This is a genomic window from Micromonospora profundi (assembly GCF_011927785.1).
In the GTDB taxonomy this organism is placed as follows: domain Bacteria; phylum Actinomycetota; class Actinomycetes; order Mycobacteriales; family Micromonosporaceae; genus Micromonospora; species Micromonospora profundi.
On the sequence record NZ_JAATJK010000001.1, the window covers coordinates 2,069,097 to 2,095,955 of the forward strand.

Genomic DNA, 26,859 nt, shown 5'->3' on the forward strand with positions numbered 1-26,859 from the left:
GGTCGGGGTTCCGCTGCGGGTCGTCGCGGCGCGTCTGCCTGGCGTCCGAGGCTGTGGCCGTACGTCATCGGGTTTCGGTCGTGCGCCCGCAGGGCGGTCGGCGTTGTGGCCGTGACGGCCGCCGGGTTACTGTCGTGCCCTTTGTTTGGGATTCGGGGTTGCGGCTCGTGCGTTGCGCGTTCAGGTCTTCGCGGCACGTCCGGCGTGCCGGGCAGGCCCCGGGTTCGCCGTTTCGATCCCGGTTTGCGAGGGTAGTAGGGCGGGTCGGTCAAGTCGGAAGAGAGCAGACGATGGCACACGTGACGACGTCGGCGGGACGCACGCGAGGGCGCACGAGGGCAGTGCGCCGGTGAACCTGGACACGCGGGAACCGGTGGTCGAACGGCTCGGCGTGTTGGAGACGGCCGCGCTGCTGCGGGAACTGACCGCCGGCCTCATCGCGCTGACCGATTTCGATGAGGCCCTGCTGGCGCTGGTCCGGGTCACGCGGGATGCGGTGGCGGGGGTCCGCTGGTGTGGGTTCACCGCGCTGCGGGCCGGCGAGCCGGCCGGTGTGGCCGCCTCCGACGAGCGGATGGCCGGCCTCGACGACCTGCGACACGGGCCCGACTCGCCGGCCATGAGCGCTATCCAGCGCCGCGAGATGATCCTCGCCGCCGACCTGGCCGCCGAGGCGCGCTGGCCGGCCTGGACCGCACGTGCCCGTGACCTCGGCGTACGCGGCGTCATCTCCGCACCTGTCGACATCGACGACCAGGTGATCGGGGCCATCAACCTGTACGCCGGCGCCCCGGACGTGCTCACCCCGCAGCACCAGTTGACAGCGATGCTGCTCGCCGAACACGCTGGCCTGCTGCTTGCCGCCGTACGCGACCGGGGTCGGCAGCAGGTGCTCGCCGACGAGCGGGACGCCAAGCTTCTGCTTAACGGGGTGGTGGGACAGGCCGTGGGTGTGATCATGACGCAGCGCGGCTGCCCGCCGGCCGAGGCCCTCGGTGTGTTGCGTGCCGCCGCCTCGTCGCTGGACATCCCGCTGCGCCAGGTGGCGGAACGTCTCGTCCGCACGGTTTCCCGTCCCCGCGAGAGCTGACCGCCAAGCGTCCGCCGCGTAGGCGGGCGCTCGCTGAGCGCCTGCCGCGCCCGCCGCACGCGCCCATGATCGACTCGGGTTCCATGAAATCGGGGTGTCCTTGCGATGCGGACACCCCGATTTCCAGGAAACCGAGTCGATCAATGTGTGGGGTGGTGTGCCCGTTGTCCCGGTCGGTGGTGAGCGGGGCGGAATCGTTTCACAATCGGATGACCCGGGTAGCACTCTGAATTCCTGAGCTGCACAAACCTGGGGAGGACCGATGCAGAGCCGGCTGCGGGTGCAGGGGCATCCGATCCAACCGATGCTTGTGACGTTCCCGATGGGGCTCTTTGTCAGCGCCGCCGTCTTCGATTTCACCGACGTCATCGGAGGGCCTGCGTTCCTCGGTGAGGTCGGCTACTGGACCGGCGTCGCCGCGCTTGTCGCCGCCGCGCTCACCGTGGTGGCCGGCATGATCGACCTGTGGGACGTGCCGGGCGACCGTACCCGTCGTACCGCTATCGCCTTCAACCTGGCCAACACGGCGATGGCCGGCATGTTCCTGGTCGCCTGCCTGGTCCGGGCACAGTCTCCGCAGCGCGGCGCGTCGGTCGCGATCCTGATCGCCGAACTGGTCGCCCTGGCCATCGGCGGGGTCGGTGTGCACCTGGGCGCGCGGCTCATGCGCCAGTTCGACGCGGGCCGGACCGAGGCCGGCAGCTTCGACGCGCTCGCCGGTTCCACCGTGGAGATCGTCCCCCCTCGCTCCTGACCGCCCCACCACAACCAGGCCCGACCCGACGGGCCGCCTCCGGCACGACAGCGCCGTCGCCTGCTCGGTCCGGCCCTGTTCGGCTCGCCCGGTCCGGCCGGCCCTGTTCGGCTCGCCCGGCCGGGCTGGCTCCGGTCAGCTCGGGTAGGGCCGGCTGGATCGGTCCGGTGACCCGCCTCGGCTTAGTTCGGTGCGCCCCCAGTCTGGTGAGGCTCGGCCCGGTCCTGCCTGGTCCTGCCCGTCTGGGCCCGGCTCTGTCAGGCTCGGTTCGGACCAGCGGGTGCGGTGCGGCTGGATGGTGTGAGGTTGGTGGGGCGGGTCAGCCGGAGGCAAATGGCTTGCCGGTCGGGACGCCATCCGGCGAGGCTGACCGCCATGAACGACGCCCGCGAGGTCGAGGATCTGATCGCCGAAGCCGCCGCCGCGCCGGTCGACGGCTGGGGTTTCGACTGGCTGGCCGGCCGGGCCACCGAGGAGCGGCCGCCCTGGCGGTACGCGCGGCTGGTCGCCGACCACATGACCCGAGCTGACGCCGCGCTGGACGTGGACACCGGCGGAGGTGAGGTGCTCGCCGAGGTGCCACGTCCCCCGAAGGTGCTGGTGGCCACCGAGGCGTGGCCGCCGAACGTCAGGGTGGCCCGCCGGACACTGCGGCGGGTCGGCGCGACGGTGGTGGCCGTCGCCCCGGAGTCGGCGCTGCCGTTTCGTGACGGTTCCTTCGACCTGGTGGTGAGCCGGCATCCGGTACGCACCGACTGGGTGGAGACGGCGCGGGTGCTGCGCCCGGGTGGGACGTACCTGTCGCAGCAGATCGGGCCGGGCACCATGCGGGAGCTGAGCGAGGCGATCCTCGGCCCGTTGCCAGCGCCGGCATCGCGGCACCCCGAGCAGGCGGCGGCCGACGCTGAGGCCGCCGGGTTGCGGGTGATCGACCTGCGGCGGGCCAGGCTGCGTACGGTCTTCTTCGACATCGGCGCGGTGGTCTGGTTTCTCCGCAAGGTGATCTGGACGGTGCCCGGCTTCACGGTGCAGGCCCACCGTCCCGCGCTGCTGGCCCTGCATCGCCGCATCACCACCGACGGCTCCTTCGTGGCCCACGCTGAACGTTTCCTCATCGAAGCGACCCGCCCCTGACCCCCACACCGTCGATCATGGAGTTGTGGTGCCTGACAAAAGCGGCGCACCAGGACACGCCGCCCACCACAACTCCATGATCGACGGGGGCGGGGCGGGGCGGGGCGGGGTGGGACGGGCGGTTGACGGGGCGGGGCGGGGTGCGGCAGCCCTGGCCTGCTCGGCTTGGCGGACGGGCTAGTGGGGGTGGGACTTGTGGTGGGTTGCCAGGACGTCGGTGCCGAAGTCACTCGCGGGCCGGCGGAGCACAGTGTGCGCGTGGTTGCCGTCGTCGCTCGTGTTGTCGTACTCGATGAGTAGGTCGTCGCCCTGCACCCGGTAGTAATGGCGCTGGCCCGGTCGGGTCGGGCCGGCCCAGGCGAAGTGCAGTTGGCCGGCGTCGAGGCGGGCCGCTTCCGTGGCGGCCAGTTCGGGCGGCAGCCGGTCAAGGTAGAGCGCGACGACCTGGTGCAGCAGCGCGCGTCCGGTGGGGCCGAGCCGGTCGGCAGGTACGCCGAGTGGTTCCAGTGGGCCGTCGACGCGGGGGCGGGTGGCGCTGATGATGTCCGCCGGAGCCTCGTCGGCGATGATCGCGGCGGCCCGTTCGGTCGGTCCGAGCGCGTCGAGGAGGGCGCGGGCGAGGTCTTCCTCGACTCCGAGCGGTCGGGAGACGGGGCGCCCGGCGTAGCGGACGGCGGCCGGGTTCGCGCCGAAGAAGATCGGGGCGGGGGAGACCTGGTCGTCCACAACGGTCATTGTCACCGACAGGTGGTGGCCTTCCAGCCGCCACGCCCACCGGTCGTCGCGTGCCGGATCACCGAAGACTGCCACCCAGTAGTCGCCGCTGTGTCGCCCGCGTCGCCATCCCTCGGCCCGGTCGAGGACCTCCTCCAGCGCGATGATCGCCATCGCCTGGGCGTACGCCGAGGGGCTGAGCGCGGTGGCCAGGAGCCGGTGCGCGGCCTTGCGCCCGGCGGTGTCCAGGTCGGCGAGGCTGACGCCGGGGCGGGGGCGCGGCCGGTACTCCAGCCAGCGGCGGGCGTCCTCGTCGTCGAACGCGTAGCCGGCCGCGGCGCGGGTCGGGGGGTCGAGCGCGGCCAGCAACGAGGTGCCGGCGGCGCGCATCTGTTCGGGCAGGGGACCTTCCATCGCCCCTGTATACCGGTCGATCGGTGTCGGCGTCAGCCGGCCCGGAGCAGCTCGGCCATGTCCGGCAGGTTGAAGAACTGTGCGGTGTCGGCCGCCGACGGGTTGCCGTACGCCGGATCGGCCCCGGCGGCGAGGAGCGCGCGGACGGCGTCGGCGCTGCTGCGGAACACGGCGGCGGCGAGCGCGGTCTGTCCCCGGTCGTTGGTGCGGGTGTGGTCGGCGCCGCGGTCCAGCAGGGCGGCCACCGTGTCCGGGTGGGCGTGGTAGGCGGCCAGGATCAGCAGCGTGTCGCCCTTGTCGTTGGTGAGGTTGACCGGCAGGCCGGTGTCGATCTGGGCGGCCAGTTCCTCGGTGGAGCCCGCGCGGGCCAGGTCGAACATCCGGTGCGCGAACGCGAGGGTCTCGGCGTCAAGGTCGTCGGTCACCGGTCCAGGCTAGCCGTCGGCGTCCTGATAGGTTGCTCGGCCGGCAGGTGCGTCGGGGCCCGGCCGATGGGCCGCGTTCGCGCAGGCCAGGGGCAGGCGGGGGAGGGGTCCGATGGGTGAGACGGTCTACGTGGGCAACGCGGGTGTCGATGGCGCCGGCAACGCGGGCTGGCTGCTCGGGCACTTCGCGCCGCCGGGGGAGATCCGGCACAGCACCGACGTCGAGGTGAAGTGGGGTGTGCACCGGCCGGGGGAGGCGCGTTCCCGGTGGGCCACCGGGGAACGTCGGACCACGCTGCTCGTTCTCGTGCAGGGGTGTTTTCGGGTCGAGCTGCCGGACCGGACGGTGCGGTTGTCCGCGCCCGGTGACTACGTGGTGTGGGCGCGGGGAGTGGATCACTCCTGGTACGCCGAGCTGGCCTCGACGGTGCTGACAGTGCGGTGGCCGTCGGTGCCGGGCTACCGGGTGAACCCGCCGGTGCTGCGCTGAATCCGCGCTCTGGAGTCAGGCGTCCCGGCATCTGAAATTACCTACTAAACCTATAGGGTTTGACGGCTAGAGTACGGAGGCACCCCGTCGAACGACCCGCGAGGAAACACCGATGATCCACTACCACGCGGACACCGACCTGCTGGCCGTCGCCGCCGAATGGGCCGACCCGACCAGGTGGCCGGTCGCACTGCGATTCGACAGCGTGCAGCGCTGGTACGCCCGGCTCGCCACCGGCGTCGACCACGAGGTGTGGGCGCTGAGCTGGCTGCCCGGCCAGGGCACCGACCTGCACGACCACGGGGGTTCCGCAGGCGCGTTCCGGGTGGTCGCCGGAGCGCTCACCGAGGAGACGGTCAGCGGAGGGCGACTGCGTCCCCGGCTGCTGCCCGCCGGTTCCGGTCGCCGCTTCGGCAGCCGGCACGTGCACGTCGTCACCAACAGGGGTGCGACGCCGGCGGTGAGCGTGCACGTCTACCGGCCGGCGCTGCGCCGGATGACCCGCTACGAGCTTGTCGACGGTCGCCTGCGCGCCGCCGAGGTCGCCGAGGCCGGCCGGTCGTGGTGAACGACAGCCGGCATCGAATCACCCCCGTCACCGGAAGGAACCCGATAATGCAGGTCATCGCCGACCACTGTCCGGCTCCCGTGCCGCCGCCGGGCTCCCGCGGCATCGACGAGATCCTGGCCGCCGCCCGCGCCCGGCTCGACCGGCTCGACCCGGAGCGGGCGCACCTGGCGTACCGGGCCGGTGCCCTGCTTGTCGACATCCGGCCGGCCGCACAACGGGCCGCGCACGGCGTCGTGCCGGGCTCCCTCGTTGTCGAACGCAACGTGCTGGAGTGGCGCTTCGACCCGCGTTGCCCGGCCCGCCTGCCGCAAGCCGTCGACTACGACGTGCCGGTGGTGATCCTGTGCCAGGAGGGCTACACCTCGTCGCTCGCCGCCGCCGCGTTGCAGGACATCGGGCTGCACCGGGCCACCGACGTCGACGGTGGCTTCGCGGCCTGGCGGATCGCCGGCCTGCCGGCCCTCGGCCCGACCCCGCTGCACCACGCGTCCCCCCTCGCGTCTCCGGTCACCGCCGGCTGGGCGCGCCGCTGACCGTCACGCCGCACCGGGCGTGGCGGGCGTACCGCCATCTCAGGAGGCACCATGTCCGTCGTCGCCATCCCCGCGCGTCCCCACCCGGTGGCCCGCCCCAACCGTCAGCGCACCGGCCCGACCCTGACCATCACGCTGGATCTCACCCCCGGCCCGTTGAGCCCTCGGCTTGCCCGATTGGTGCAGCTGCTCGGCGAGCTTGCCGAGTCGGGCGAGGGGCAGATGAGCGCGACCGACACCGCCGCCGTCGTCCCGGAGCCGCCGCCCGCCGCCACCGCCGACTTCGACCACGTGCGCATCCTGGCCGGCTCGCGGGCGGTCCGTCGCGGTGAGCGGGTGGTGGCGCTGACCCGCATCGAGTACGACCTGCTGTTGTTCCTGGCCGAGCACCCGCGCCGCGTCTTCACCCGCCTCCAGTTGCTGTCGAACGTCTGGGGTTACGAGCACGCGGTCCTCCGCACCGTGGACGTGCACGTACGTCGCCTGCGCGCGAAGCTGGACGGCGTGGAGGTGGTCACCACCGTCCACGGGGTGGGCTACCGGCTGGCCGACGAGGCGCGGATCAGCGTGGACCACACGCGCTGACCAGCGGGCGGGCGGCCGAGCGGAGGCGGCTCGCGACAAACCGCTGAACAGGACGGGGACCCCCGTATCGGGGCATCCCGGTGGCTCTGCTGTAATCATCTGACGTCGCACGCAGAGCGAGCGTCTGGCTGCGATGTGTTCGTCAATTGTCACATTCATGCAACGCAGCCGCCTCTTGACCCTCGCTCAGGCGCCGGGAAGCATCGATGAAGCGGCGTCCCGGGCCGTGGGGAGATACCCGGACCAGCCCAAGGAGGACCATGTCGGTCAGCCCCGCCTCGTCGCGCGCCGGATGGCATACGTCCCAACCCGCGGTTCCCGGTCGACCCCCTGGCGGTCAGCGCCGCCCGGCGAGCACCGTGGCGCCGATGCTCACTGTGACGCTGTCCATTCCGCTGGCCTGCGAGGAGTCGCTGACCGCACCGGCCCGACGGCTGCTCGAGGCGGCCCGCGAGATGCTGGAGCAGGGTGAAGGCGTCGTCGTCAACGCGGTCCCGGCCGAGCGCCGCCCCGATTCGCCACCGGCCACGAGGTCGCCGGCCCGGGCGCTCACCCCGACCATCCCCGCCCTGCACATCCTGGCCTCGTCCCGGTCGGTGCTGCGCGACGGCGAGCCGCTGCCGCTGACCCGACTTGAGTTCGACCTCCTGCTGCACCTGGTCGCCCACCCCCGGCGGGTGTTCACCCGGCTGCAACTGCTCAACGCCGTGTGGGGCTACGAGCATGCCGGCGTGCGTACCGTCGACGTGCACGTCCGCCGGCTGCGGGGCAAGGTCGGCGTGGACGTCCCCCTTGTCACCACCGTCTACGGCGTGGGCTACCGGCTGGCCGACGACGCCCGCGTCACCATCGACCGCACCGGCTGACCGCCGCCCTCCGCCTGTCCGACGCGGGGCAGGATGGTCCGGTGCGTATCCGTCCCATCTCGCCCGACCTGCTCGTCGCGGAGCTGACCGGCCGGCTCGTCGACGCCGCCACCGACGCCGAGCCCGCCCGGTTGCGGGTGGCCGTCGACGGCGCCCCCGCCGCCGGCCCGGACGAGCTGGCCGAGGCTCTGGTGGACCCGCTGCGCGCCCGGGGACGCCCGGTGCTGCACGTCCGCGCCGCCGACTTCCTGCGGCCCGCCTCGCTGCGCTTCGAACTCGGCCGGACCAACCCGGACTCCTACTACGAGGGCTGGGTCGACGAGCCGGGGCTACGCCGTGAGGTGCTCGACCCGGCCGGCCCCGGCGGCGACGGCCGACTGCTCCCGTCGCTGTGGGACGCCACCGCCGACCGGGCCAGCCGGGCCCGGTACGTCGACCTGCCGCCCGGTGGTGTGGTCCTTGTCAGCGGCGCGCTGCTGCTCGGCGGGGGTCTGCCCTTCGACGTGACAGTCCACCTTCAGCTGTCGTCTGCGGCGTTGCGCCGACGCACCGGGCCGTCCCAGGAGTGGACGCTTCCGGCCTTCGACAGGTACGCCGACGAGGTCGTCCCCGCAAGCTTCGCCGACGTGGTGGTACGGGCCGACGACCCTCGACATCCCGCGCTCGTCGAACCGGGCGTCGATGGCTGAAACGAGACGACAATTTCGCCGGTTTGGCCGGCACCTCCGGCGGGTACTCGCCCGGCTCACAGAGCGCGGGTGACCGCCCGCGTACCGGATGCGACCGTGACCGGGGCTTTCCGCCGCCGGCACCCGGTTCACATTGAGCCACCAGGCCCAGGAAAGGCAGGCAGCGATGCTCGTCCACGACACGGTCGGTACGGGCCGTTCCCAGACGGAGATCGACCAGATCCGGCTTTCCCTTCAGGCGCGCTACGACGAGCTGACCGCGGAGTACGAGCAGACGGTTCTCCAGAGCCAGGTGCTGCGCCTGGTGGAGGTCGGTGATACCGCCGGCGACGACCAGGCCGACAGCGGCACCAAGACGGCCGAGAGGGACACCGCCCAGTCGTTGCTGCGGACCATTCTGGACCGGCGCGCCCAGTACGAGCACGCGCTCGGTCGGCTCGCCGAAGGCACGTACGGCTGGTGTGAGGGCTGCTCGGCGGCGATCCCCGTGGAACGGCTGGAGATCTTCCCGGCCGCCACCACGTGCGTGACCTGCAAGCAGACCCGCGAGCGGCGGGCAGCCTGAGCGACGCCAGCGGTTGCCGGTCGGTCCGCGACACGATGGACTCAACACATGGGTGACATTCTCGTGGGCACCGCGTCGTGGACCGACCGCACCCTGCTGGACTCCGGCTGGTATCCGCAGACGGCGGACAACCCGGAGAAACGCCTGGCCTACTACGCCCGGCAGTTCCCGCTGGTCGAGGTGGACGCCACCTACTACTCGCCGCCCGCCGAGGCGACGGCGCGGCTGTGGGCAGAGCGCACCCCGGCGGGCTTCACGTTCAACATCAAGGCATTCAGCATGCTCACCGGGCATCCGACCCGGGTCAACGCGCTGTACAAGGACCTGCGGCCGGACACCGACAAGAAGAACGTCTACCCCGACGACCTGCCCGCGCAGTCGTACGAGGAGGTGTGGACGCGCTTCCTGTCCGCACTGGACCCGCTTGTCGAGGCGGGCAAGCTGGGCGCGCTGCTGTTCCAGTTCCCGCCCTGGTTCACCATCAAGCGGGCCAACAAGGAGTACCTGCTGGAGGTGGCCAAGCGCTGCTCGCCACTGCGCCCGGTCTACGAGTTCCGGCACGCCTCCTGGTTCGACGGCGACAACGCCGAGGAGACGCTCGCCTTCCTGCGCGAGCACCGGCTGTCGTACGTCTGCGTGGACATGCCGCAGGGTCACCGCTCGTCGGTGCCCCCGGTGCTGGCCGCCACCGGAGACCTCGCGGTGATGCGCTTTCACGGCCACAGCGACAAGTGGACAAGCAAGGACATCCACGAGAAGTTCGGCTACCACTACTCGAAACGGGAGCTGGCGGACTGGGCGCCGAAGCTGCGCGAACTGGCCGACGAGGCCGGGCAGACCCACGTACTCATGAACAACTGCTATCGGGACTACGCCCAGACCAACGCGAAGACCCTCGCCGGGCTCCTCGACACCGCCTGACCGGCCGGCTCACCCGATCCGGGTGGGGCCGGCTCACCCGTCCGACCGGCACGGTGGAGGGGTGCGTGGGGTCGCCGGTGGCGACCGTGCGCCGGAGACGACACGGAGGTGACACCGATGACGGTTCGAGTGGTGAGCGATCGGCGGCGTGGCGCCGTCCTGCGCGTGGTCGGCACTGCCGACAACGCCCGACGCGCCCCGCAGGGCAGCCCGATACGGGCCCGTCGTGGGCCGGCGGGACCGCCGCGACGCGCCGACGACAGACGGTGGGACATCACGGAACGGGGGACGACCGATGGCTGACACGATGATCTCGGCGTTCGAGTCCTCGTTGGACAAGACGAACCTGATCCTCAAGGACATCGAGTCCGCCTACGGGTGGCCCAAGGAGCGGCGCAACCAGTCGTACGCGGCGCTGCGCACCGTCCTGCACCTGCTGCGTGACCGGCTGCCGGTGAACGAGAGCGTCGAGTTCGCCCAGCAGTTGCCGGTCCTGGTGCGGGGGATCTACTTCGACGGATGGAACCCGTCGGACGTCCCGATCAAGCTCAACCGGGACGACTTCCTCTACGAGGTCCGCCAGGGGTTCCCGTACGACGTGCAGGGCGGCCCCGAGCGGGTGGCACAGGTGGTGCTTGACACCCTGCGCCGGCACGTGACCCAGGGCGAGTGGCAGGACGTGAAGGACACAATGCCCAAGGATCTCGCCACGATGCTGCCGTGACACGCTGCGGCCGGAGGCCCGCCCGACGACCGTCGGGCGGGCTCAGTCGTCGGAGGCGGGCGACGGCACCCGGGACACCGGGTGACCGGCCTTGCGGGCGAGCGCGGCGAAGGCGACAGCGTCCACGATGGCCGCGCCACCGGGGTCGTTGTTGAAATAGACGTACGCCGGTTCGTCCGCGCCGAACGCGTCGGTGAGCCGGCGCACCCATGAGCCGAGCGCCGCGCGGCCGTAGCGGGGCCACGGCCGCGCCCGTCCCTCGTGCAGCCGCAGATAGCCGAAGTCCGTGGTGCGCCACTGCGGGGCGACCGGGCGGCCCAGCCGGTCGGCCCAGACCAGCGCCGCGCGCCGGCGCTCCAGCACCGCACGGGTGGCGTCGGTCCACCACGACGGGTGCCGCGGTTCGACGGCCACCCGTACCTCGGCGGGAAACAGCCGCAGTGTCGCGTCGAGCGCATCGACGTCGGCCCGGAGGTTCGGTGGCAGTTGCAGCAGCACCGGGCCGAGCCGGTCACCGAGCGCGGTGGCCCTGCCGAGGAAGCGGGCCACCGGCTCCGCCGGCTCGCGCAGCCGTTTGATGTGGGTGAGGTAGCGGCTCATCTTCACTGCGACGCAGAAGTCCGCCGGGGTTCGCGCCCGCCACGCGGCGAACGTGTCCCGCTCCGGCAGCCGGTAGAAGGCGTTGTTGACCTCGACGGTGGCGAAGCCGGCCGCGAAGTGCTCCAGCCAGAGCCGCTGGGGCAGTTGCTGCGGATAGAAGCGGCCGCGCCAGTCCCGGTACTGCCAACCGGAGGTGCCCACCAGGATCACCACCCCATCCTGGCACCCGGACCCGCCGTCGGTGAACTGCCCGTGTCGCCCCGTTTCGGCGTCTACGGTGTGGGTTAGAGAAGATCGCGTGTGGGGTACCACCCGCTGCACGACGAACCCCGGCGTATGGCGGGGCGGCACATCCGAGGGAGTTCCCATGGCACTCAACGATGACGACATGCAGACCACCGGTGGCGGTGGCGTGGAAGGTCCGGCCGATGGTGGCGCGACGCCCGGTCAGCACGACGGTGGTGCCGATGGCAGCGCGGAGGGTCCGGCCGATGGTGGCGCGACCCCCGGCCAGCACGACGGTGGCGCGGACGGCGGCGCGGAGGGTCCGGCCGATGGTGGCGCGACGCCCGGTCAGCACGACGGTGGTGCCGATGGCAGCGCGGAGGGGCCGGCCGATGGTGGCGCGACCCCCGGCCAGCAGGACGGTGGCGCTGACGGCAGCGCCCGGTAGGGCACCGTCGTGACAGATCTCGACCCGCCGGGCGGCCACAGCCGCCCGGCGGTTCCGTCCGCCGACGCCACGACGGCGCTGGCCCGCTGCGTCTCGGTGGAGCCGGCCAAGTTCGCCGCCGCGTACTGGGGCCACACGCCGCTGCTGTCCCGCGCCGCCGACCTGCCCGACCCGGCGGGCTTCACCGACCTGCTCAGCCCCGCCGACGCCGACGAGCTGCTGAGCCGACGCGGTCTGCGTACCCCGTTCCTGCGCGTCGCCAAGGACGGCCAGATCGTGCCGGCGGCCCGCTTCACAGGCGGTGGCGGCGCCGGCGCCGAGATCGGCGACCAGGTGCTCGACGAGCGGGTACTGGAGCAGTACGCCGCCGGCGCCACACTTGTGTTGCAGGGCCTGCACCGGATCTGGCCGCCGGTCGTCGACTTCGCCCGTGACCTCGGGCTCGCGTTGAACCAGCCGTTACAGGTCAACGCCTACCTCACGCCGGCGGGCAGCCAGGGCTTCGCCACCCACTACGACACCCACGACGTGTTCGTGCTCCAGGTCGACGGGCGCAAGCACTGGCAGATCCACCCTCCGGTGCTGCCCGACCCGCTGGAGAAGCAGCCCTGGGGCGGCCGTGCCGACGAGGTGGGCGCCACCGCGCAGGGCCCCGCCGCGCTGGACGTGGTGCTCGCTCCCGGCGACGCCCTCTACCTGCCGCGTGGTTGGCTGCACAGCGCCCAGGCGCAGGAGGCCAGCTCGCTGCACCTGACAGTGGGCGTGCGCGCGTTGACCCGCTACGCCCTGGTCGAGGAGCTGCTGGCTCTGGCCGCCGAGGACCAGCGGCTGCGCGCGAGCCTGCCGTTCGGCACCGACGTCGCCGACCCGGAGGCCATCGAGCCGGAGCTGACCGAGACGGTGGAGGCGCTGCGCGACTGGCTGCTGCGCGCCGACCCGGGCGCTGTCGCGGGCCGGTTGCGCCAGCGCGCCTGGTCGGCCGCCCGTCCGGCGCCGATCCGTCCGCTGGCCCAGGCCGCCGCGCTGGACGCCCTGGACGCGGAGTCCCGGCTCGCCCCGCGCCCCGGTCTGCGCTGGCAGCTCGTGCCGCACGGGCCGGACACCGTGGCGCTGCGCCTGTTCGACCGCACCATCACCCTGCCGGTCGCCTGCGAGCCGGCGGCCCGCGCGCTGCTCACCGGAGCCGTCACCCGGGTCGGCGACCTGCCAGGCCTGCCCGACGACGCCGACCGGGTCACCCTGGCCCGCCGACTGCTGCGCGAAGCGGTTCTGGTCCCGGCCTGAGCGCGGCGTCCGTTCCCCGGCCCGCGCGCGGCGGTCGTGGTCCTGGCCGGAGCGCGCCGGTCCCGGCCTGAGCGTGGCGTGGCCCCGGCGGCTCAGCCCGCCGCGACGAGCTCGATCCGGAGCGTGTTCGTGACCTCGTCGGTCAGCTCGCCCTCCGCGCCCACCGAGATCGTGCCCTCGTCGGTGACGCCGAAGACGAGTTCCACGGTGCCAGCCTTGAGCACCAGCGGGTCGTCGCCCCGGGTGCCGGCGGCGACTGCCGCGCGGATCGCGGTGATCGCGTCGACGAGGGTCTCCTCGACGGCGGCGTCGCGCACCTCGTGCTGGCCGACGAGGTCTTCAGGCACGAGGGTGATGTCGATGGTGTGGGTGCGTTGCCGGGAGTGGCTGACGCCCACCTTGACCTTCCAACCGATCACCGGCACCCGGAAGTCCAGGCCACCGCCCAGCTTCGTGGTGGCGACGGCGCTGAGGGTCAGCTGCACCGACGCGACGCGCAGGTCCCGGTCCGCGTCGGTGCTGGAGATGCCCGCGCGCTTCACCGCGTTCTGCACCGCCGACACCAGTTCGTCGACGGGCACGCTGTCGTCGGTCACGTCCATTGCCGCACCTGCTCTTCTGCGTGGGTGGGACCGCATGCCCGGTCAGGCGGCGGTGGCGAACGGGTCGCCGTAGACGGTGTAGGCCAGCCAGGTCGGGTCGAGGGGGTCGTCCTGCTGCCCGGTGCGCGCCGCGAGGGCCGCCGCGCCGAGCGTCTCGCCCTCGGCCAGCGCCTGGTAGAACGCCGTCGCGAAGCGGGCCGAGCTCTCCGAGCGCACCGCCCACAGCGTGCCCACGAACGCGCCGGCCCCGGAGGCCATGAACTGCTGCGCCCACCCGAGCATCCGGGTGTACGTCGGGGCCACGCCCGCGCTGCGGCACGCGTTGATGAAGACCAGCGGTACGGAGTCCTGCAGCGGTCTGCGGATGCTCGCCTCGGTCAGCAGGGCCGGCCGGATCCGGCCGCCGTCCAGGTCGATGAACGAGCCGTCCGCCGAGAACGTGTTATGGCAGGCGAAGTGGAGGGCCCCGAGCGACCCGGAGTTGATCAGGTCGAGCAGCTCGTCCGCCCGGGTGATCGGCTCGCCGTCGTCCGCGCCGAGGATCGCCCGGATGGCCGCGACCTCCTCGCGTGCTCCGGTGGGCGCCTTGGCTGGGAGCACGAAACGCGGGTTGTCCAGGCCGATCGCCGTGGTCGCGTGCTGCCCGTAGGTGCGGCGTACCACCGGGACCTGCTCGACGAGAAAACCGGCGTCCTGCTGGGCGCTGAGCGGATGGAGCAACTCCCACGGCACCACGTCGTAGTCCGTGGCGATCGTGAAGGCGCTCATGCTGCCCCGGACCTGCCAGAACTGGTCCTGGATCTCGCGGGGCACCAGCTCCGACCACAGCCCGATGCCGGCGGACCGGATGACCTGGCGGGTCATTGCCGGGCTGTCCCGGGAGCCGCCCCGGGCCACCTGCTGGAGCTCCCGGATGGCGTTCTCCACGGCCGCCGTGGGCGTGTTGGTGACCGACTCGACGACAGGTGCGAACAGCACACCGTGGTCGGAGCGCAGCTGGAACGTGTACCGGGTGCCGTCGAACCGGACCTCCATGGTGACCTCGCCCGGCCGCGCGTGCGGGGCCGGCAACGACGCCCCCCTCGGCTGCCCGTCCCTAAACGGTCCGCCGGTCGCCACCGACACGTCGACGGACACCTCGGCGAGGAAGGTGCCGCCGGCCCAGGCCGTCACGTCGACGCGATGCAATCCGGGGGTACGCGCGCCGAAGCCGAACCGGAGCGGCGGCGGGTCCTCACCCGGCCGGATCAGCACCGTCTGTTGGAGCGGCCCCTCGGCGTGCAGGCCGGCGGGTGCGTGCACGGTGACGGTGACGGGGGTGCCGGCGTCGAGGACGACGAGGCTCTTCAGCCGGGCGGTTGCGGCGTCCGGGTGCACCGGCTGGCCCTCGGTGACGAACCGGACGTCGACGCTCAGGTCCTGACTCACGGGCACCTGGGCGGGCGCGCGTGCCACCAGCAGCCGCTGAGGCTCCTCGACGGCGACCCCGAAGACCGCACCCGGACCGGTCACGCGCCCCGTGAACCGGGTGTTGCCCGCTGGCCGACGATGACGGCGGACCCTGCGGCTGAGCGGGCGCAGCCGTGGACGTTTCGCGGCGGGTGTTATCCGCCGAGGCGAAGTCTGGAAGGGATCGATCTCGCGCTCGATGCTCAGCCGGGTGCGTACCGCCTGGAGGGTGAATCCGCCCGGTGCGAGCAGGTGGGGACCCAGCAACTCCCGGACGGCGGTCTCGGCGTCGCCGATCTCGTCGACGTCGAACCGCCGGGTGACCGGTCGGCAGGTGTCCACAAGGAAGGCGCGCAGCGGGGGCACCGCGTCCGACACCGCGCATCGGACGACCTGCGCCGGGTCGGTCACCCGGAATTCGACGGCGATCGACGCCCGGAAGTCGCGCCCGAAGTCCTTCGACGGCAGCAGGACGTGGAGTAGGGCCTGGTGCCCGTCTGTGTCCACCTCGTACCGCGCGGAATACGTGGTGGGGTCGCTGAATGACGACCGGCCCGGCGTGCCCGGCTCGACGACCTTCAGATCACCCGCACGGGTCGAGTAGACGACGGCTGCCGTGGGTGAGGGGGGCGGCATGGCCGGCCGCACCGGCGCCTCGTCGCGCAGCACCGGCACGTCGGGCCCGTCGGTGTCTGTGTCTGTGTCGAACGTGACGGCGAGGGCGTCGACGAGGCGACGGTTGTCCGAATAGGCGCTCGGCAGGCGGATCCGCCAGAACCGCAGATCGGCGAGCGGTCGGAGCGACGGGTGCAGCTCTTCCTCGGCCGGCTGCTCCGTGTCGTCCACCAGCACGCCAACGACCGGGCCGCCCCACGCGAACGCCCTCGCGATCTGCCGACCGACGACGTCTGGGGCCCTCACCGAACGGTCCGCGCCGCTGCGCCACCCCGATCCGATCACGACGATCACTGCCGCCACATCCAGCCGGTCGACCCAACGCCCGAACTCGGCCTCGTCGTCGTCCGAACCGGCGCGAATGACGCCCTCGTGCCCGAATCGGACGGTCAGCGCGTCGTCGATGAGCCGCGCCACGAAACTGTCGTCGCGGTGATAGCTGAGGAAGAAGCTGACCATCGCGCGTACCGTATCCGGAGTACCGGCCCCGACTGGCCTTCGCGGCGGTCGGCTATGCGACAGCCTGATGTGGACAGACCCGGCTGCGGTGGCCGACCGTCAGCGGCCGAGCACCAGCAGCAGCGCGGTCGTCAGCAGGCCGGCGCCGAGCACCACCAGGATCGGGCGCGGACTGAGCACCGCGTGCCGGCGGTCGGCCAGCACTCGTGCCGGCACCAGACCGACAAGCGGCCCGCACAGCGTCACCACAAGCGCCAACACCGGCAACCCGACCGCCAGATCGCCGCCGTACCCGACGCCGAGCGCCCGCGCGCCCACACCCAGCGCGTACGCCAGCACCGCGCCGGCCACGCCGCACAGCGCCAGCAACGGGTTGACCGAGCCGGGCAGCTCACCGGGCTGCCCCGCCCGGTTGAGCAGGTCCCGCGCCCGGCCGAGCAGCAGCTGCGGGTCGGTCGCCCCGCTGCCGTTGGCCGGCACGGGTGGCCCGGCGAGCCGCCGGACGCCCAGCCGCGTCCGTACCTGCTGCCACAGGTGCGCCACCTCGGCGTCGACGCGCTCCTGCTCCTCGCGGGCGGCGATCAACTCCTCCTCGGCGAGCCGCACCTGCTCGGTGGCGTCGGCGACGGCCCGCTCGGCAGCCGCGCACTGCCGCTCGTACCAGGTGTGCGCCTCGGCGCGCTGTTCGCGTACCCGCGCTGTCAACTCGGCCAGTCGCCGCAGCTGCGCCGCGTACGTCTCACTTGTCACCGGTTGGTTCATCGGGCCGGTCCATAGGGGATGATCACCTGTCCGGTGCGGTGCACCGCCCGGTCGAAGAAGAGCCCTCGCCACGGGCGGGGATACCAGTCCGGGCCGCCGGTGCCCGGATAGAGCGACGCGCCCAGCTCGCCGCCGTGCGTGTCGAGCGCCACCCAGGCGCCGATCTGGTCGGTGCGGGCGGCCGGGCCACCCAGGTCGGCGCGCATCCGGGCCACGCCCCGCCACCAGGCCAGCACGTGGGTCCGCCGCTCCGGCCCGTCGTGCAGGATCCGGCGCAACTGCTCCAGGCCGGTACGCCGTCCGGCCCGCGCCGCCAGCGCCCCGGCGGCCGCGTCGACGGCGAACAGCAGCAGATAGTGCGGGCTGCCGGGGCCGGTGAGCCCGTCGGCGGTCTCGGCCATCAGCTCGCCGACGGTCTCCTCGTCGTACCAGGCGGCGTCGTCGGCAAGGTCGTCGTAGAGCGCGCGGGCGATCGGGTCGGCGTCCGGGTCCAGGCAGGCGATGGAGAAACGGGCGGTGCCCGGCGGGTGCTGGCGGGCCAGTGACCGGGCCGCCGCGTCCAGCACCGCGCACGCCTCGTCGACACGGGTGCCCAGTACCGCGAGGTTGCGGCCCGGTGCGCGGGGCAGCCGCAGCGCCGCCGACCGGGCCTGCACGTCGATGATTTCGCCGAGCAGGGCCACTGGGTTGCGGGGCGTACGCCCGTCCGGCGGCACGTCGAGCGCCCGGAAGTCCGGCGCCTCGGCCAGCCGGGGGACCGCGTCGCCGTCGAAGAGCCGGGCCGGCGCCGCGTCGGAGGGGCGCATCCGCCACAGTCGGTGCTGAAGGGTGCTCCACGTCTCCCAGTCGCTGGCCGCCGGGATCTGGGCGATCTCGTTGCCCTCCACCATGCCCGACTCGGCGTTGACCACCGCGTGCCAGCGCGGCAGCGACTGCGCCGCGTCGTTGCGTTCGGCGAGGATCCGTAGCGCCTTGGGCAGCGCGATGCGCAACGCGAACTGGGCCACAAGCGCCGGACGGCCCCACAGCGCCTCGATGCCCCGTACGTCCTGGGAGGCGAGCACCAGGTGGATGCCCTGCGAGCGACCCCGCCGGGCCAGGTCCTCCAGCAGGTCGGCGGCCTCCCGGGCGACCACGTCCCGGCCGGCCAGCAGCATCTGGAACTCGTCGACCACCGCGACGATCCGTGGCCAGTGCCCCGTCGGGTCGACAGCGCGCAGTTCGGCCAGCTTGGTGACCTCGTGCTTCTTGGCGGCGTCGGCCCGCCTGCGCAGCTCCTCGGTGAGGAAGCGCAGCAGCGCCAGCCCGAACTCCCGATCGGTGTTGACGTTGATGCCGACCAGCCGCATGTGCGGCAGCCAGCTCGGGTCACGCCGGCCCTGGGCGAACCGGGCGAAGGACACCCCCTCCTTGAAGTCCAGCAGATAGAACTCCAGCTCGGCGGGGGAGTAGCGGGCCGCGAGGGCGCCGATCCAGGCGAAGATCAGATTGGTCTTGCCGGTGCCGGACGGCCCACCGATGAGGGCGTGCGGCGGATAGTCGCCGAGCGTCAGCCGTACGGGCCGGCCGTGCGGCCCCGAACCGATCGGCGCGGTCAGGCCGCCGGCCGAGTCCTCCCGCCACATCAGTTCGGGCGGTGGCAGCAGGTCGTCGAAGGGGGTCGGCGGTGGCCCGGCGTTCACCTGGGCGGCGACCGCCCGGCAGGTCTCGGTGACAAGCGTCGCCGGTGGCGGAGGGTCCAGGCGTACCGGCAGGCCGGACGGGCCGCCGATCCGGGTGCCTGACGTGTCGGCCACCACGCGGGTGACCGTCGGGTCGTCCGGCAGCGGTACGCCCCGGACCACGAGGTGCACCCCGCAGGCGGCTCCGGTGCGGACCACCCTGTCGAGTTGCCCGCGTTCGTGCCGGTTGAGTTCGTCGCCGCCGAGCAGCACCGCCACCCGCCACGGCTCGGGACGCCGGCCGGTCGCCGCGGCCAGGTCGCGCAGCGAGCCGTGCTCACCGGCCAGCACCGTCTCGTTGATCCGGCGGACCTGCTCGACCAGGTCGTCGAGCAGCGGGCCCAACCCGCCGGGGCCGACGAAGGTGAGCAGCCCCGCGGTGCCCAGAGGGGCGAACCCGGCCAGGCCGCCGCCGAGATGCTCCGGGTCGTACCCGATCAGTCGGATGGCACCCGGTTCGGCGCGGCCGGCGGCCCGCAGCAGCAGCGCGGACACGACGGCGTCGCAGCCGGCGCGGTCGTCGCCGGTGAGCTGGACGTGCCCGGCGTCGAGCAGCGGCACCAGCGCGGGCACCGGGTCGACGTCGTCGATCCGGACCGTGCCGATCCGCAGCGCGCCGGGCGGCTCGGCCCGTCGGGTGGGTGTGGGTTGCCAGCCCGGCCAGTCGGCACCGGCACAGCCGGGCGCCTCGCGGCGGGCGGCGTCGGCGGCGAGGCGGGCCAGTTCGGCGATCCGAGAGGCGTACCGGCTGTCGATCTCGGCGAGACGGCGGTCCCGCTGGGCGCCCACCCGCTCCGGCACGGCGGCGGCGGCACGGCGGACCCGGGTCAACAGCTCCCGCCCGGTGGTCAGGTCGGCCTGGGCGGCGGACAGCCGGGTACGGGTGGCGCCCAGCGCCTCGGCGAGCGTGTCCCGGACCCGGGCGGCGAACTGGCCGCGCCGGTCAGCCATCGGAGCCCCGGCGTGCCGGCGCGTCCCGCCACGGACTGCCGGTACGCGGCAGGCCGGCGGAGTGCTGCCGCTCCCCACCGCCGGGGGAGGCGCCCGGACGCTGCCGGGCGCCGCTGGCCCGGTGTCCACCCGCCGGCTGCGGGCTCGCGGTGCGCGGCGCGTCGGCGGCGGGTTGCGGGCTGGCGGTGTTGTGCGGGCTGGCGGTGCGCTGCGCGCCGGTAGCGGTTTGCGGGCCGGTGGAGGGTGGCTGCCCACCGGTGGACAGGTCCCGGCCCAGCCGGGCGAGCAACAGCCCGGTCGCCACGCCTGCGGTGACCGCGGAGTCGGCGGCGTGCGGCGGCTCGCCGGAGGATCGCGGCGGCGGCATCCGGCACACACGGGTCAGCAGCGTCTCCAGCACCGGCGGTGGCAGGCCGGGAAGCAGGTCGCGGACCCGCCCGTCCAGCTCACCGCGCAGCCGCCCCAGGTCGGCGGCGCGCGGCGGATGCCCCAGCAGCTCACCGGCCAGCTCGCGCAGCAGCGGTGGGGCCAGCGCGGCCATGCCCAGGCCCACGTCCGCCGACGCCCGGCGCAGCTCGGTGCGCAGCCGGTCCCGGTCACCGGCGCGCACCCCGCGTACGACCCGGCGCAGCAGCTCCTGGGAGTCGTCGAGCCGTTCGTCGGGCTCGTCGGCGCCGCCGTCGCTGCCGCCGGTCAGCTCCGCCACCCGCACCGCCCACCAGCGGCGCATCCGGACCTGCTCAGAGGTCTCCGGCGTCACTGTGGTCGGCTCCGCCGACGGCGGCGCGTCGTGGCGCGGGTCGCGGCGTTCCGGACGGGGCGGCGGGGCGCCGTCGGCGGCCAGCCCGATCGCGGCCAGGTACGCCGAGAGCTGCTCCTGCGCGACCCGCAGCGCGTAGTTGGCGCTCTCGGCGTGCTCGGTGGCTGCGGACAGCTCGGGCACTCCCATGGGGTTGGCCGACTCCTGGCGGACCCAGCGCAGCCGTTCCGCGGCCAGGCCGAACTTCTCCAGCGCCTGCCCGAGCAGCCCCACCGGGAACTCCTCGCTGGCGGCGCGGACCTGCCCGCCGACGTCCTCGATGATGGACACGGCCGCCTACAGGGTGGCGACGTAGAGCTGCGCCTGCTCGACAGCGACAAGTGTCGCGGCGAGACACTCCTCCAGCTCCTGGCTGGCCTGGCTCAGCGACGCCTGGGCCGCCTCCACCGTCTCGTGGCCGCTGCCCTCAAGCGCGCCCGCGAGTGTCTGCTGGGCCTCGGACAGTTTCTCCCCGGCGGCCTGCACGGCTGTCTGCCCGTCACCGATCTGTTGGAGGGCGACATCGATGGCAGCCTTCAGCTCGGCGACGCTCGCCACGGTGCAACCTCCTGGGGGCGGGGAGGCCTCCATTAGAGCCTATCGGCGATCGTGGGAAAACCTCCGCCCTGGTGGTGTTCCTGCCCGGGTGTCCGGTTGCCGCCCTGAAGTGCCGGGAGTCCGTTCTGTGGGAGTCCCAGTCCGAGAACTTCTCACCTGTTGGCGGGGGTCTCGCGCAGCCACCGGGGTCCGTACACCTCGGCGCCCAGCGCAGTGACCCGCTCGCGCAACTCCCTGTCGGCGGTGACCACGAGCCTGCGGCGGCGCGGCGCGGCCTGCACCAACTCGACCACCGCGTCGTCGCCCGAACCGGGGGCGGAGACCACCCGGACGTCGTCGATGCCGGGCACGTCCCGCGCGGCGCCCTCGACCACGAGCACCACCTCGACCGGTGCGTCCAGCCGGGCGGCCAGGCCGGTCGCGGCCACCGGCGCGAGGGAGTCACGCAGCCGGGCGGCGGCCCCGGCCCGGTCCCGCCACCACCCGTTCGGGCGGGAGCCCACCACGTTGGCGCCGTCCACGATCAGCAGCGGGTTCTCATCCATCCCGCAAGCCTGCCACCACCGGCCGGCGTCGGGCCGTCGCCACTCCACAACGCCGGGGTGTCGCCGCCGGGGCGTTTGTCGCGCCGGGTGCCGGGTAGCCCCTGCCGACCATGCCGCGCCCGATTGCGGAGGACAGACATGATGGGACCCGGTGACGCTGGCTCCGACCCGTGGGACGAGTTCCTGGCCCGGTACTTCGGCCGGGGTGAGGGAGGACGCCGGCCGCCACACCGGGTGGACATCACCCGACTCATGACCGCCGACGCGCGGGAGATGCTTGCCGACGCGGCCCGGCGTGCCGCACAACGGCAGAGCAACGACCTGGACACCGACCACCTGCTCTGGGCGGCGCTGCAACGCGAACCCCTGCGGGATCTGGTGAGCCGGGCCGGCGCCGACCCGGACACCCTGCTCAACGCGCTCGGCGGGAAGGGTGACAGCGCGCCGCGCGGGGAGGTGCCGCCCAACCTGTCGTTGACCCCCGCCGCCAAGCGGGCGCTGCTCGACGCCCACCAGCTGTCCCGGGCGATGGGCGCCAACTACATCGGCCCCGAGCACATCCTGATGGCGCTGCCGCTCAACCCGGAGTCGCCGGCCGGCCGGATGCTTGCCGCCGGCCGGATCCAGCCCGAGTCGTTGCAGGCCGCCAACGCCGAGCGCGGGCCGATGAACGGGCCGAAGCCCGACCGCGGCACCCCCACCCTGGACCAGTACGGGCAGGACCTCACCGATCTGGCCCGCGCCGACCAGATCGACCCGGTGATCGGGCGGGCCGACGAGATCGAGCAGGCGGTGGAGATCCTGTCGCGGCGGACCAAGAACAACCCGGTCCTGATCGGTGAGGCAGGCGTCGGCAAGACCGCGATCGTCGAGGGTCTCGCCGAGCGGATCTGCGACGGTGACGTGCCGCAGACCCTGCTCGGCAAGCGGGTGGTCCAGCTGGACCTGGCCGGCCTCGTGGCCGGCACCCGCTACCGGGGCGACTTCGAGGAGCGGCTCAAGAAGGTGATCGACGAAATCCGGGCGCACCGCGACGAACTGATCATCTTCCTGGACGAGATCCACACCCTGGTCGGTGCCGGCGGGGCTGGCAGCGAGGGCGGCATGGACGCCTCCAACATGCTCAAGCCCGCGCTGGCCCGGGGCGAGCTGCGGGTGATCGGCGCGACAACGCTCGACGAGTACCGCAAGAGCATCGAGAAGGACGCCGCGCTGGCCCGCCGGTTCCAGCCGGTGCTGGTGCCCGAGCCCGACGTCGACGACACGATCGCCATCCTGCGCGGCCTGCGCGACAGGTACGAGGCCCACCACCAGGTGCGGTTCACCGACGAGGCGCTCGTCGCCGCCGCCGAACTGTCCGACCGGTACGTCACCGACCGGTTCCTGCCGGACAAGGCCATCGACCTGATCGACCAGGCCGGTGCCCGGGTCCGGCTGCGCACCCGCACGCCCGCCTCCGACGTGCGGGATCTGGAACGCGAGCTCGACGAGGTACGCCGGGACAAGGAACAGGCAGTCAGCGACGAGCAGTACGAGCGGGCCTCGGCGCTTCGCGACCGGATCGGTGAGCTGGAGGAGGAGATCCGCCGCGCGAACGGTGACGACGGCAACTCCTCGCAGGTGCCCGAGGTGGGTCCCCGGGAGATCGCCGAGGTGGTCTCCCGGGCCACCGGCATCCCGGTCAGCCAGCTCACCGAGGAGGAGCGGGACCGGCTGCTGCGCCTGGAGGGGCACCTGCACGAGAAGGTGGTCGGCCAGGACGACGCGGTCACCGCCGTCGCCGAGGCGGTCCGCCGCTCCCGCGCCGGGCTTGCCGACCCGGACCGCCCGATGGGCAGCTTCCTGTTCCTCGGCCCCACAGGCGTCGGCAAGACCGAGTTGGCCCGCGCCCTGGCCGAGGCGCTGTTCGGTGAGGCCGACCGGATGGTCCGGGTGGACATGAGCGAGTTCCAGGAGCGGCACACTGTCAGCCGACTCGTCGGCGCCCCACCCGGGTACGTCGGCTACGAGGAGGCTGGCCAGCTCACCGAGGCGGTACGCCGTCGCCCGTACGCGGTCGTGCTGCTCGACGAGATCGAGAAGGCCCACCCGGACGTGTTCAACATCCTGCTCCAGGTGCTCGACGACGGGCGGCTCACCGACAGTCAGGGCCGGACGGTGAATTTCAAGAACACCGTACTGATCATGACAAGCAACCTCGGCTCCGAGCTGATCACGGGCAGTCAGCGCAGCGTCGGGTTCGGCACCGGTGCGCCGGGCAGTGAACAGGAGAGCAACGAGCTGCGGGAGCGGCTGATGCGCCGCCTCCAGGAGAACTTCCGTCCGGAGTTCCTCAACCGCATCGACGAGACCATCATCTTCCGGCGGCTGGAGGCCGAGCAGCTGCGCCAGATCACCGGACTGCTGCTGGAGGAGACCCGCCGCAGGCTGCACGCGCAGGACATCCAGGTGGAGTTCACCACCGCCGCCAAGGACTGGCTCGCCGAGCACGGCTACCAGCCGGAGTTCGGCGCCCGCCCACTGCGCCGGGTGATCCAGCGGGAGGTGGACAACCACCTGTCCCGGATGCTGCTGGAGTCGGCGATCTCGCCCGGGCAGAAGGTCGTCGTGGACGCCCGCGACGGGCAGCTCGCCTTCGACGTGCGCGCGGGGGAGCGGGGCTACACCGCCGCCACGACCTCGCATCCACGATGACCCCGGCGGAACGACAACCGGAGGACGACAGGGCGCACCGGCCCGCCGACCCGCCGGACGACGACGAGCATCCCGACCCGATCCTGGCCTCGCCGACCGCGAACCCTCGCCGTACGCGGGTGCCGGCCGAGGGTCTGCACCCGAAGACCGACCAGGACGACGACCCGGAGACGGCCGGGCCGCCGCGGCGAGAGGAGACCTGATGGTACGCGAAACGCGGCTCGACCCCGAGGTGGAAGTGCTCTGGGAGGACTTCCACGCCGAGGTGAACGTCCCGTCGGAGAAGCTGCGCAGTTGGCTGCTGACCCGGGGCTCCGGCGAGGAGGCGTTCGGGTCCAACCCGGACCTCGACCTGCCCCAGCCCGGCCGGGAGATCCTCAAGGTGCTCAACAAGCGCAAGGTCGACCTCACCCCGGACGACATCGAGGTGATGCGGGAGGCCGTCGAGCGGATCCGCGAGCTGATGGACGCCAAGCCGCCCCGCGGCAACGCCGACGACAGCTGGCGGCACTCCCTGCTCGACCTGGGCCACGATCCACTCGTCGAACGCTGAGCGCGGTCCACGCGCGACGGTGCCGTCCCCGGCGGGGACGGCACCGTTTCCGCGTCCGGCTACTGGCCCTTGTCGGACTCCAGGCTGGCGATGGTCAACCCGGCCGCGTCGGCGGCGGCGTCCCGGTCGCCACGGGTCTGGTCCTCCCGGGTGAGCAGGTTGGCGTACTCGGTGACGTCGGCCGGGTCGGGCACCGCCGGCAACCGGCGCAGGAACGCCTCCACCTCGCGGGTGGCGGCGGTGTGCGCGGCGGCCGCCTGGCGAAGCAGCTCCCGGTCGTCGGCGGGCGGGTAGAGATCGGTCATGTCCGCCAGATACCCGGACAGCGGCCGTTCGCACCGCCGCGGGCCGGCCAGTACCGGGCCGGCGCGGGGTCAGACCTCGCTGGGCTGCCGGACGCCGAACCCGGGATTGCGCACCAGCCAGTCCAGGTAGGTGGGGTGCGGCGCCAGCGAGTCGGTGTACGCCGCCTTGGCAGTGGCCAACAGCAACTCGGCGTCGCGTGCCGCCAGCGAGTCGGGGTGCCACCCCAGCAGCAACCGCCACCGCAACGGCACACCGGCCAGCCGGCGGGTCACCAGGCCGGCCACCGGCCGGAACGTCGCCTGGCAGAGAGCCACCGCCACACCGGCGTCCACCAGGTCCACGCAGCCGCGGATGTCGGTCTCGTACACCTTGCGGGGTGTGAAGCCGGCGCGGGCGCAGGCGGTCGCGAAGCAGTCGCTGAAACAGCCGTCGCCGGGCGCGGCCACCCACTGCTCGTGGCGCAGGTCGGCCAGCCGCACCTCGTCGCGCTCGGCGAGCGGGTGGGTCTCGGGAAGCAGCACCAGCACCGGGTCGACGGCCACCTCGCGCCAGCTCAACCCGAACTCGGCCGACGGGGTGGCGTCACCGCACACGCCGGCGAGCGCGAAGTCCAACCGCCCACCTGCCACCAACTGCGCCAGCTCGTCCACCGACCAGGAGGCGTACGTGGTGATCTGGGCCGGCGGCTGCTCGGCGGCCAGGCGGTGCACCAACCTGCCCAGGATCGGGCTGTTCACCCCACCCAGGCGGTAACCGCGGGGTGCCGTGTTGGCGCCGGCAAGCCGGGCCGCCTCGTCCTGTAGGCCCTTCATCGCCGGTAGCAGCACCCGGGCGCGGGCGAGCACCAGCTCACCGAGCGCGGTGGGTCGTGCCCCGCGCCGGTCCCTGTCGAACAACGGCCCGCCCAGGGTCCGTTCGATCCGCTGGAGCTGGGCGGTGAGCGCTGGCTGGGCGAGCCCCAGCGCCGACGCCGCCTTGGTCACGCTCCCTGTCTCCGCGATCGCACAGACCACCCGCAGGTGTCGCAGCTCCAGGTTCATACGGTGACGGTAGGACCACGCCGCAGCCTGCGGAAGAGGCCAAGCGGATCGGTGAGATTGAATGCACTGCCGAGGTCAGTCGCGCGGCGGCTCCGGCAGGTCCGCCAGGTACGTCGGGCGACGGGTCACCGCGTCACGAACCTTGTCCACCACACCCACCGCCGGCTCGACGATCCGGTTCCACGGCGGCGTCCCCGGGGTGCCCGGATGTGGCCGCGTCGGCGCCGCCTCCTCGGCGATCTCCAGCCGGTTGCCCAGCCGGATCAGCTCCTCCTGGGTGGCCACCGCGCGCAGCTCGGCGACGAGCCCGCCGACCCCGTCGACGTGCCGGCGGACCCGCTCGGCGACCTCGGTGAGCGTCTCGTCGGTAAGCCCCTTCAACGCCGCCAGCAGGCCGGCGTCGCCGTCGATCTCCTCGTCCACGCGCCCGGCGTGCTCCGGCAGCGCCGCCCGTACCGCCGGGAGCAGGTACTGCTCCTCGGCCGACAGGTGCCGCGACAGTGCGGCGGTGAGCACCGCCAGCCCGTCGCGCTGAGCGCCTGCCGAGCCGGCCGAGGCGGCCAGCTGGTCCAGCAGCGCCAGCAGCTGCCGGTGCTCGCGGTCCACGATGTCGGCGATGCTGCGGCCACCGGGCCGGTAACCCTCGTCGGGTGCCGGCGGCAACGGTGGCAGGGAGACGGCGGACATGGTGCCCTCCTCGACTGGCGGGCGGA

At 73.0% G+C, this 26,859-nt stretch carries 30 protein-coding genes; 17 read left to right on the forward strand and 13 right to left on the reverse strand.

From position 1 onward, the window contains the following. The first annotated feature begins 349 nt into the window (after positions 1-349). The 3 genes from F4558_RS08980 to F4558_RS08990 all read left to right on the forward strand — a co-directional run bounded on the left by F4558_RS08980 (position 350) and on the right by F4558_RS08990 (position 2,978). Complete coding sequence (locus tag F4558_RS08980; protein ID WP_053655762.1) at positions 350-1,090, forward strand: GAF and ANTAR domain-containing protein; 741 nt, start codon at positions 350-352, stop codon at positions 1,088-1,090. Between the two features lie 262 nt (positions 1,091-1,352). Further along, a complete protein-coding gene (locus tag F4558_RS08985) occupies positions 1,353-1,844 on the forward strand; it encodes a DUF2231 domain-containing protein (protein ID WP_053655763.1) in 492 nt (163 codons plus the stop codon). Positions 1,845-2,219: 375 nt separating this feature from the next. Continuing rightward, entirely contained in the window at positions 2,220-2,978 is a 759-nt protein-coding gene (locus tag F4558_RS08990; RefSeq protein WP_167943779.1) for a class I SAM-dependent methyltransferase, read from the forward strand. A gap of 177 nt (positions 2,979-3,155) precedes the next feature. Here F4558_RS08990 and F4558_RS08995 read toward each other — a convergent pair whose 3' ends face one another. Then, positions 3,156-4,106, reverse strand: coding sequence for a DUF3500 domain-containing protein (locus F4558_RS08995; RefSeq protein ID WP_053655766.1), 951 nt, complete (start codon positions 4,104-4,106; stop codon positions 3,156-3,158). A gap of 32 nt (positions 4,107-4,138) precedes the next feature. Further along, positions 4,139-4,531 carry an ankyrin repeat domain-containing protein gene (locus F4558_RS09000; protein WP_167943780.1) on the reverse strand — a complete coding sequence of 131 codons (393 nt, stop codon included), beginning with the start codon at positions 4,529-4,531 and terminating at the stop codon, positions 4,139-4,141. 112 nt (positions 4,532-4,643) lie between these two features. On the opposite strand from F4558_RS09000, the gene F4558_RS09005 reads away from it, so the two are divergent. The 9 genes from F4558_RS09005 (at position 4,644) to F4558_RS09050 (ending at position 10,475) form a co-directional block, all read left to right on the forward strand. Continuing rightward, positions 4,644-5,021: a signal peptidase I gene (locus F4558_RS09005; RefSeq protein WP_167943781.1), complete on the forward strand. Its 378-nt coding sequence runs from the start codon at positions 4,644-4,646 to the stop codon at positions 5,019-5,021. Between the two features lie 112 nt (positions 5,022-5,133). Beyond that, a complete protein-coding gene (locus F4558_RS09010) occupies positions 5,134-5,589 on the forward strand; it encodes a cysteine dioxygenase (RefSeq protein ID WP_167943782.1) in 456 nt (151 codons plus the stop codon). 47 nt (positions 5,590-5,636) lie between these two features. Further along, positions 5,637-6,125, forward strand: a complete 489-nt coding sequence (locus F4558_RS09015; RefSeq protein ID WP_053655771.1) for a rhodanese-like domain-containing protein — start codon at positions 5,637-5,639, stop codon at positions 6,123-6,125. A gap of 51 nt (positions 6,126-6,176) precedes the next feature. Next, the gene (locus F4558_RS31905; protein WP_053655772.1) at positions 6,177-6,710 is read left to right on the forward strand and encodes a winged helix-turn-helix domain-containing protein; all 534 of its coding nucleotides are present in this window, start codon (positions 6,177-6,179) and stop codon (positions 6,708-6,710) included. Positions 6,711-6,970: 260 nt separating this feature from the next. Then, a complete protein-coding gene (locus F4558_RS09025) occupies positions 6,971-7,576 on the forward strand; it encodes a winged helix-turn-helix domain-containing protein (RefSeq protein ID WP_053655773.1) in 606 nt (201 codons plus the stop codon). Positions 7,577-7,617: 41 nt separating this feature from the next. Beyond that, positions 7,618-8,265, forward strand: a complete 648-nt coding sequence (locus F4558_RS09030; RefSeq protein WP_053655774.1) for a nucleoside/nucleotide kinase family protein — start codon at positions 7,618-7,620, stop codon at positions 8,263-8,265. Between the two features lie 166 nt (positions 8,266-8,431). Continuing rightward, entirely contained in the window at positions 8,432-8,830 is a 399-nt protein-coding gene (locus F4558_RS09035; protein WP_053655776.1) for a TraR/DksA family transcriptional regulator, read from the forward strand. Positions 8,831-8,878: 48 nt separating this feature from the next. Next, the gene (locus F4558_RS09040; protein ID WP_053655777.1) at positions 8,879-9,751 is read left to right on the forward strand and encodes a DUF72 domain-containing protein; all 873 of its coding nucleotides are present in this window, start codon (positions 8,879-8,881) and stop codon (positions 9,749-9,751) included. Positions 9,752-10,046: 295 nt separating this feature from the next. Next, positions 10,047-10,475 carry a DUF2267 domain-containing protein gene (locus tag F4558_RS09050; RefSeq protein WP_053655778.1) on the forward strand — a complete coding sequence of 143 codons (429 nt, stop codon included), beginning with the start codon at positions 10,047-10,049 and terminating at the stop codon, positions 10,473-10,475. Positions 10,476-10,517: 42 nt separating this feature from the next. Here the strand turns inward: F4558_RS09050 and F4558_RS09055 are convergent, their stop codons facing one another. Then, entirely contained in the window at positions 10,518-11,285 is a 768-nt protein-coding gene (locus tag F4558_RS09055; protein WP_197281527.1) for a DUF72 domain-containing protein, read from the reverse strand. 157 nt (positions 11,286-11,442) lie between these two features. Here F4558_RS09055 and F4558_RS09060 point away from each other — a divergent pair, with 157 nt between their 5' ends. Both F4558_RS09060 and F4558_RS09065 read left to right on the forward strand, forming a co-directional pair. Then, positions 11,443-11,748, forward strand: coding sequence for a hypothetical protein (locus F4558_RS09060; protein WP_053655780.1), 306 nt, complete (start codon positions 11,443-11,445; stop codon positions 11,746-11,748). Between the two features lie 9 nt (positions 11,749-11,757). Beyond that, positions 11,758-13,032, forward strand: a complete 1,275-nt coding sequence (locus tag F4558_RS09065; protein ID WP_053655781.1) for a cupin domain-containing protein — start codon at positions 11,758-11,760, stop codon at positions 13,030-13,032. A gap of 92 nt (positions 13,033-13,124) precedes the next feature. On the opposite strand, the gene F4558_RS09070 is transcribed toward F4558_RS09065, so the two are convergent. The 7 genes from F4558_RS09070 to F4558_RS09100 form a co-directional block, all read right to left on the reverse strand. After that, positions 13,125-13,634: a trypco2 family protein gene (locus F4558_RS09070; protein ID WP_167943783.1), complete on the reverse strand. Its 510-nt coding sequence runs from the start codon at positions 13,632-13,634 to the stop codon at positions 13,125-13,127. 42 nt (positions 13,635-13,676) lie between these two features. Continuing rightward, positions 13,677-16,217 (reverse strand): CHAT domain-containing protein, encoded by a 2,541-nt coding sequence (locus F4558_RS09075; RefSeq protein WP_167943784.1) that lies wholly within the window; start codon positions 16,215-16,217, stop codon positions 13,677-13,679. 99 nt (positions 16,218-16,316) lie between these two features. Further along, positions 16,317-16,979: a hypothetical protein gene (locus F4558_RS09080; RefSeq protein WP_167943785.1), complete on the reverse strand. Its 663-nt coding sequence runs from the start codon at positions 16,977-16,979 to the stop codon at positions 16,317-16,319. After that, the gene (locus F4558_RS09085) at positions 16,976-19,651 is read right to left on the reverse strand and encodes an FtsK/SpoIIIE domain-containing protein (RefSeq protein WP_167943786.1); all 2,676 of its coding nucleotides are present in this window, start codon (positions 19,649-19,651) and stop codon (positions 16,976-16,978) included. The genes F4558_RS09080 and F4558_RS09085 overlap by 4 nt, the downstream gene beginning before the upstream one ends. Then, a complete protein-coding gene (locus tag F4558_RS09090; RefSeq protein WP_053655787.1) occupies positions 19,644-20,741 on the reverse strand; it encodes a serine/threonine-protein kinase in 1,098 nt (365 codons plus the stop codon). The genes F4558_RS09085 and F4558_RS09090 overlap by 8 nt, the downstream gene beginning before the upstream one ends. A gap of 6 nt (positions 20,742-20,747) precedes the next feature. Then, positions 20,748-21,008, reverse strand: a complete 261-nt coding sequence (locus tag F4558_RS09095) for a hypothetical protein (RefSeq protein ID WP_053655789.1) — start codon at positions 21,006-21,008, stop codon at positions 20,748-20,750. Between the two features lie 152 nt (positions 21,009-21,160). Further along, positions 21,161-21,553 (reverse strand): PIN domain-containing protein, encoded by a 393-nt coding sequence (locus F4558_RS09100; protein WP_053655791.1) that lies wholly within the window; start codon positions 21,551-21,553, stop codon positions 21,161-21,163. A 138-nt stretch (positions 21,554-21,691) separates the two neighbouring features. Here F4558_RS09100 and F4558_RS09105 point away from each other — a divergent pair, with 138 nt between their 5' ends. The 3 genes from F4558_RS09105 to F4558_RS09115 are packed head-to-tail and all read left to right on the forward strand — an operon-like array spanning position 21,692 to position 24,800. Then, positions 21,692-24,247 carry an ATP-dependent Clp protease ATP-binding subunit gene (locus tag F4558_RS09105; protein WP_053655793.1) on the forward strand — a complete coding sequence of 852 codons (2,556 nt, stop codon included), beginning with the start codon at positions 21,692-21,694 and terminating at the stop codon, positions 24,245-24,247. Next, complete coding sequence (locus F4558_RS09110) at positions 24,244-24,450, forward strand: hypothetical protein (protein ID WP_053655795.1); 207 nt, start codon at positions 24,244-24,246, stop codon at positions 24,448-24,450. The genes F4558_RS09105 and F4558_RS09110 overlap by 4 nt, the downstream gene beginning before the upstream one ends. Beyond that, a complete protein-coding gene (locus tag F4558_RS09115) occupies positions 24,450-24,800 on the forward strand; it encodes a DUF3140 domain-containing protein (RefSeq protein WP_053655796.1) in 351 nt (116 codons plus the stop codon). Before F4558_RS09110 ends, F4558_RS09115 begins: the two co-directional genes overlap by 1 nt. Positions 24,801-24,859: 59 nt before the next feature. Here F4558_RS09115 and F4558_RS09120 read toward each other — a convergent pair whose 3' ends face one another. From F4558_RS09120 to F4558_RS09130, 3 genes are all read right to left on the reverse strand, one after another. Further along, a complete protein-coding gene (locus F4558_RS09120; RefSeq protein ID WP_053655798.1) occupies positions 24,860-25,105 on the reverse strand; it encodes a hypothetical protein in 246 nt (81 codons plus the stop codon). A 69-nt stretch (positions 25,106-25,174) separates the two neighbouring features. Next, positions 25,175-26,146 carry a LysR family transcriptional regulator gene (locus F4558_RS09125; RefSeq protein ID WP_167943787.1) on the reverse strand — a complete coding sequence of 324 codons (972 nt, stop codon included), beginning with the start codon at positions 26,144-26,146 and terminating at the stop codon, positions 25,175-25,177. A 75-nt stretch (positions 26,147-26,221) separates the two neighbouring features. Then, on the reverse strand, positions 26,222-26,833 hold the full coding sequence (locus tag F4558_RS09130) for a hemerythrin domain-containing protein (protein WP_167943788.1): 612 nt from the start codon (positions 26,831-26,833) through the stop codon (positions 26,222-26,224). Positions 26,834-26,859: the final 26 nt, after the last annotated feature.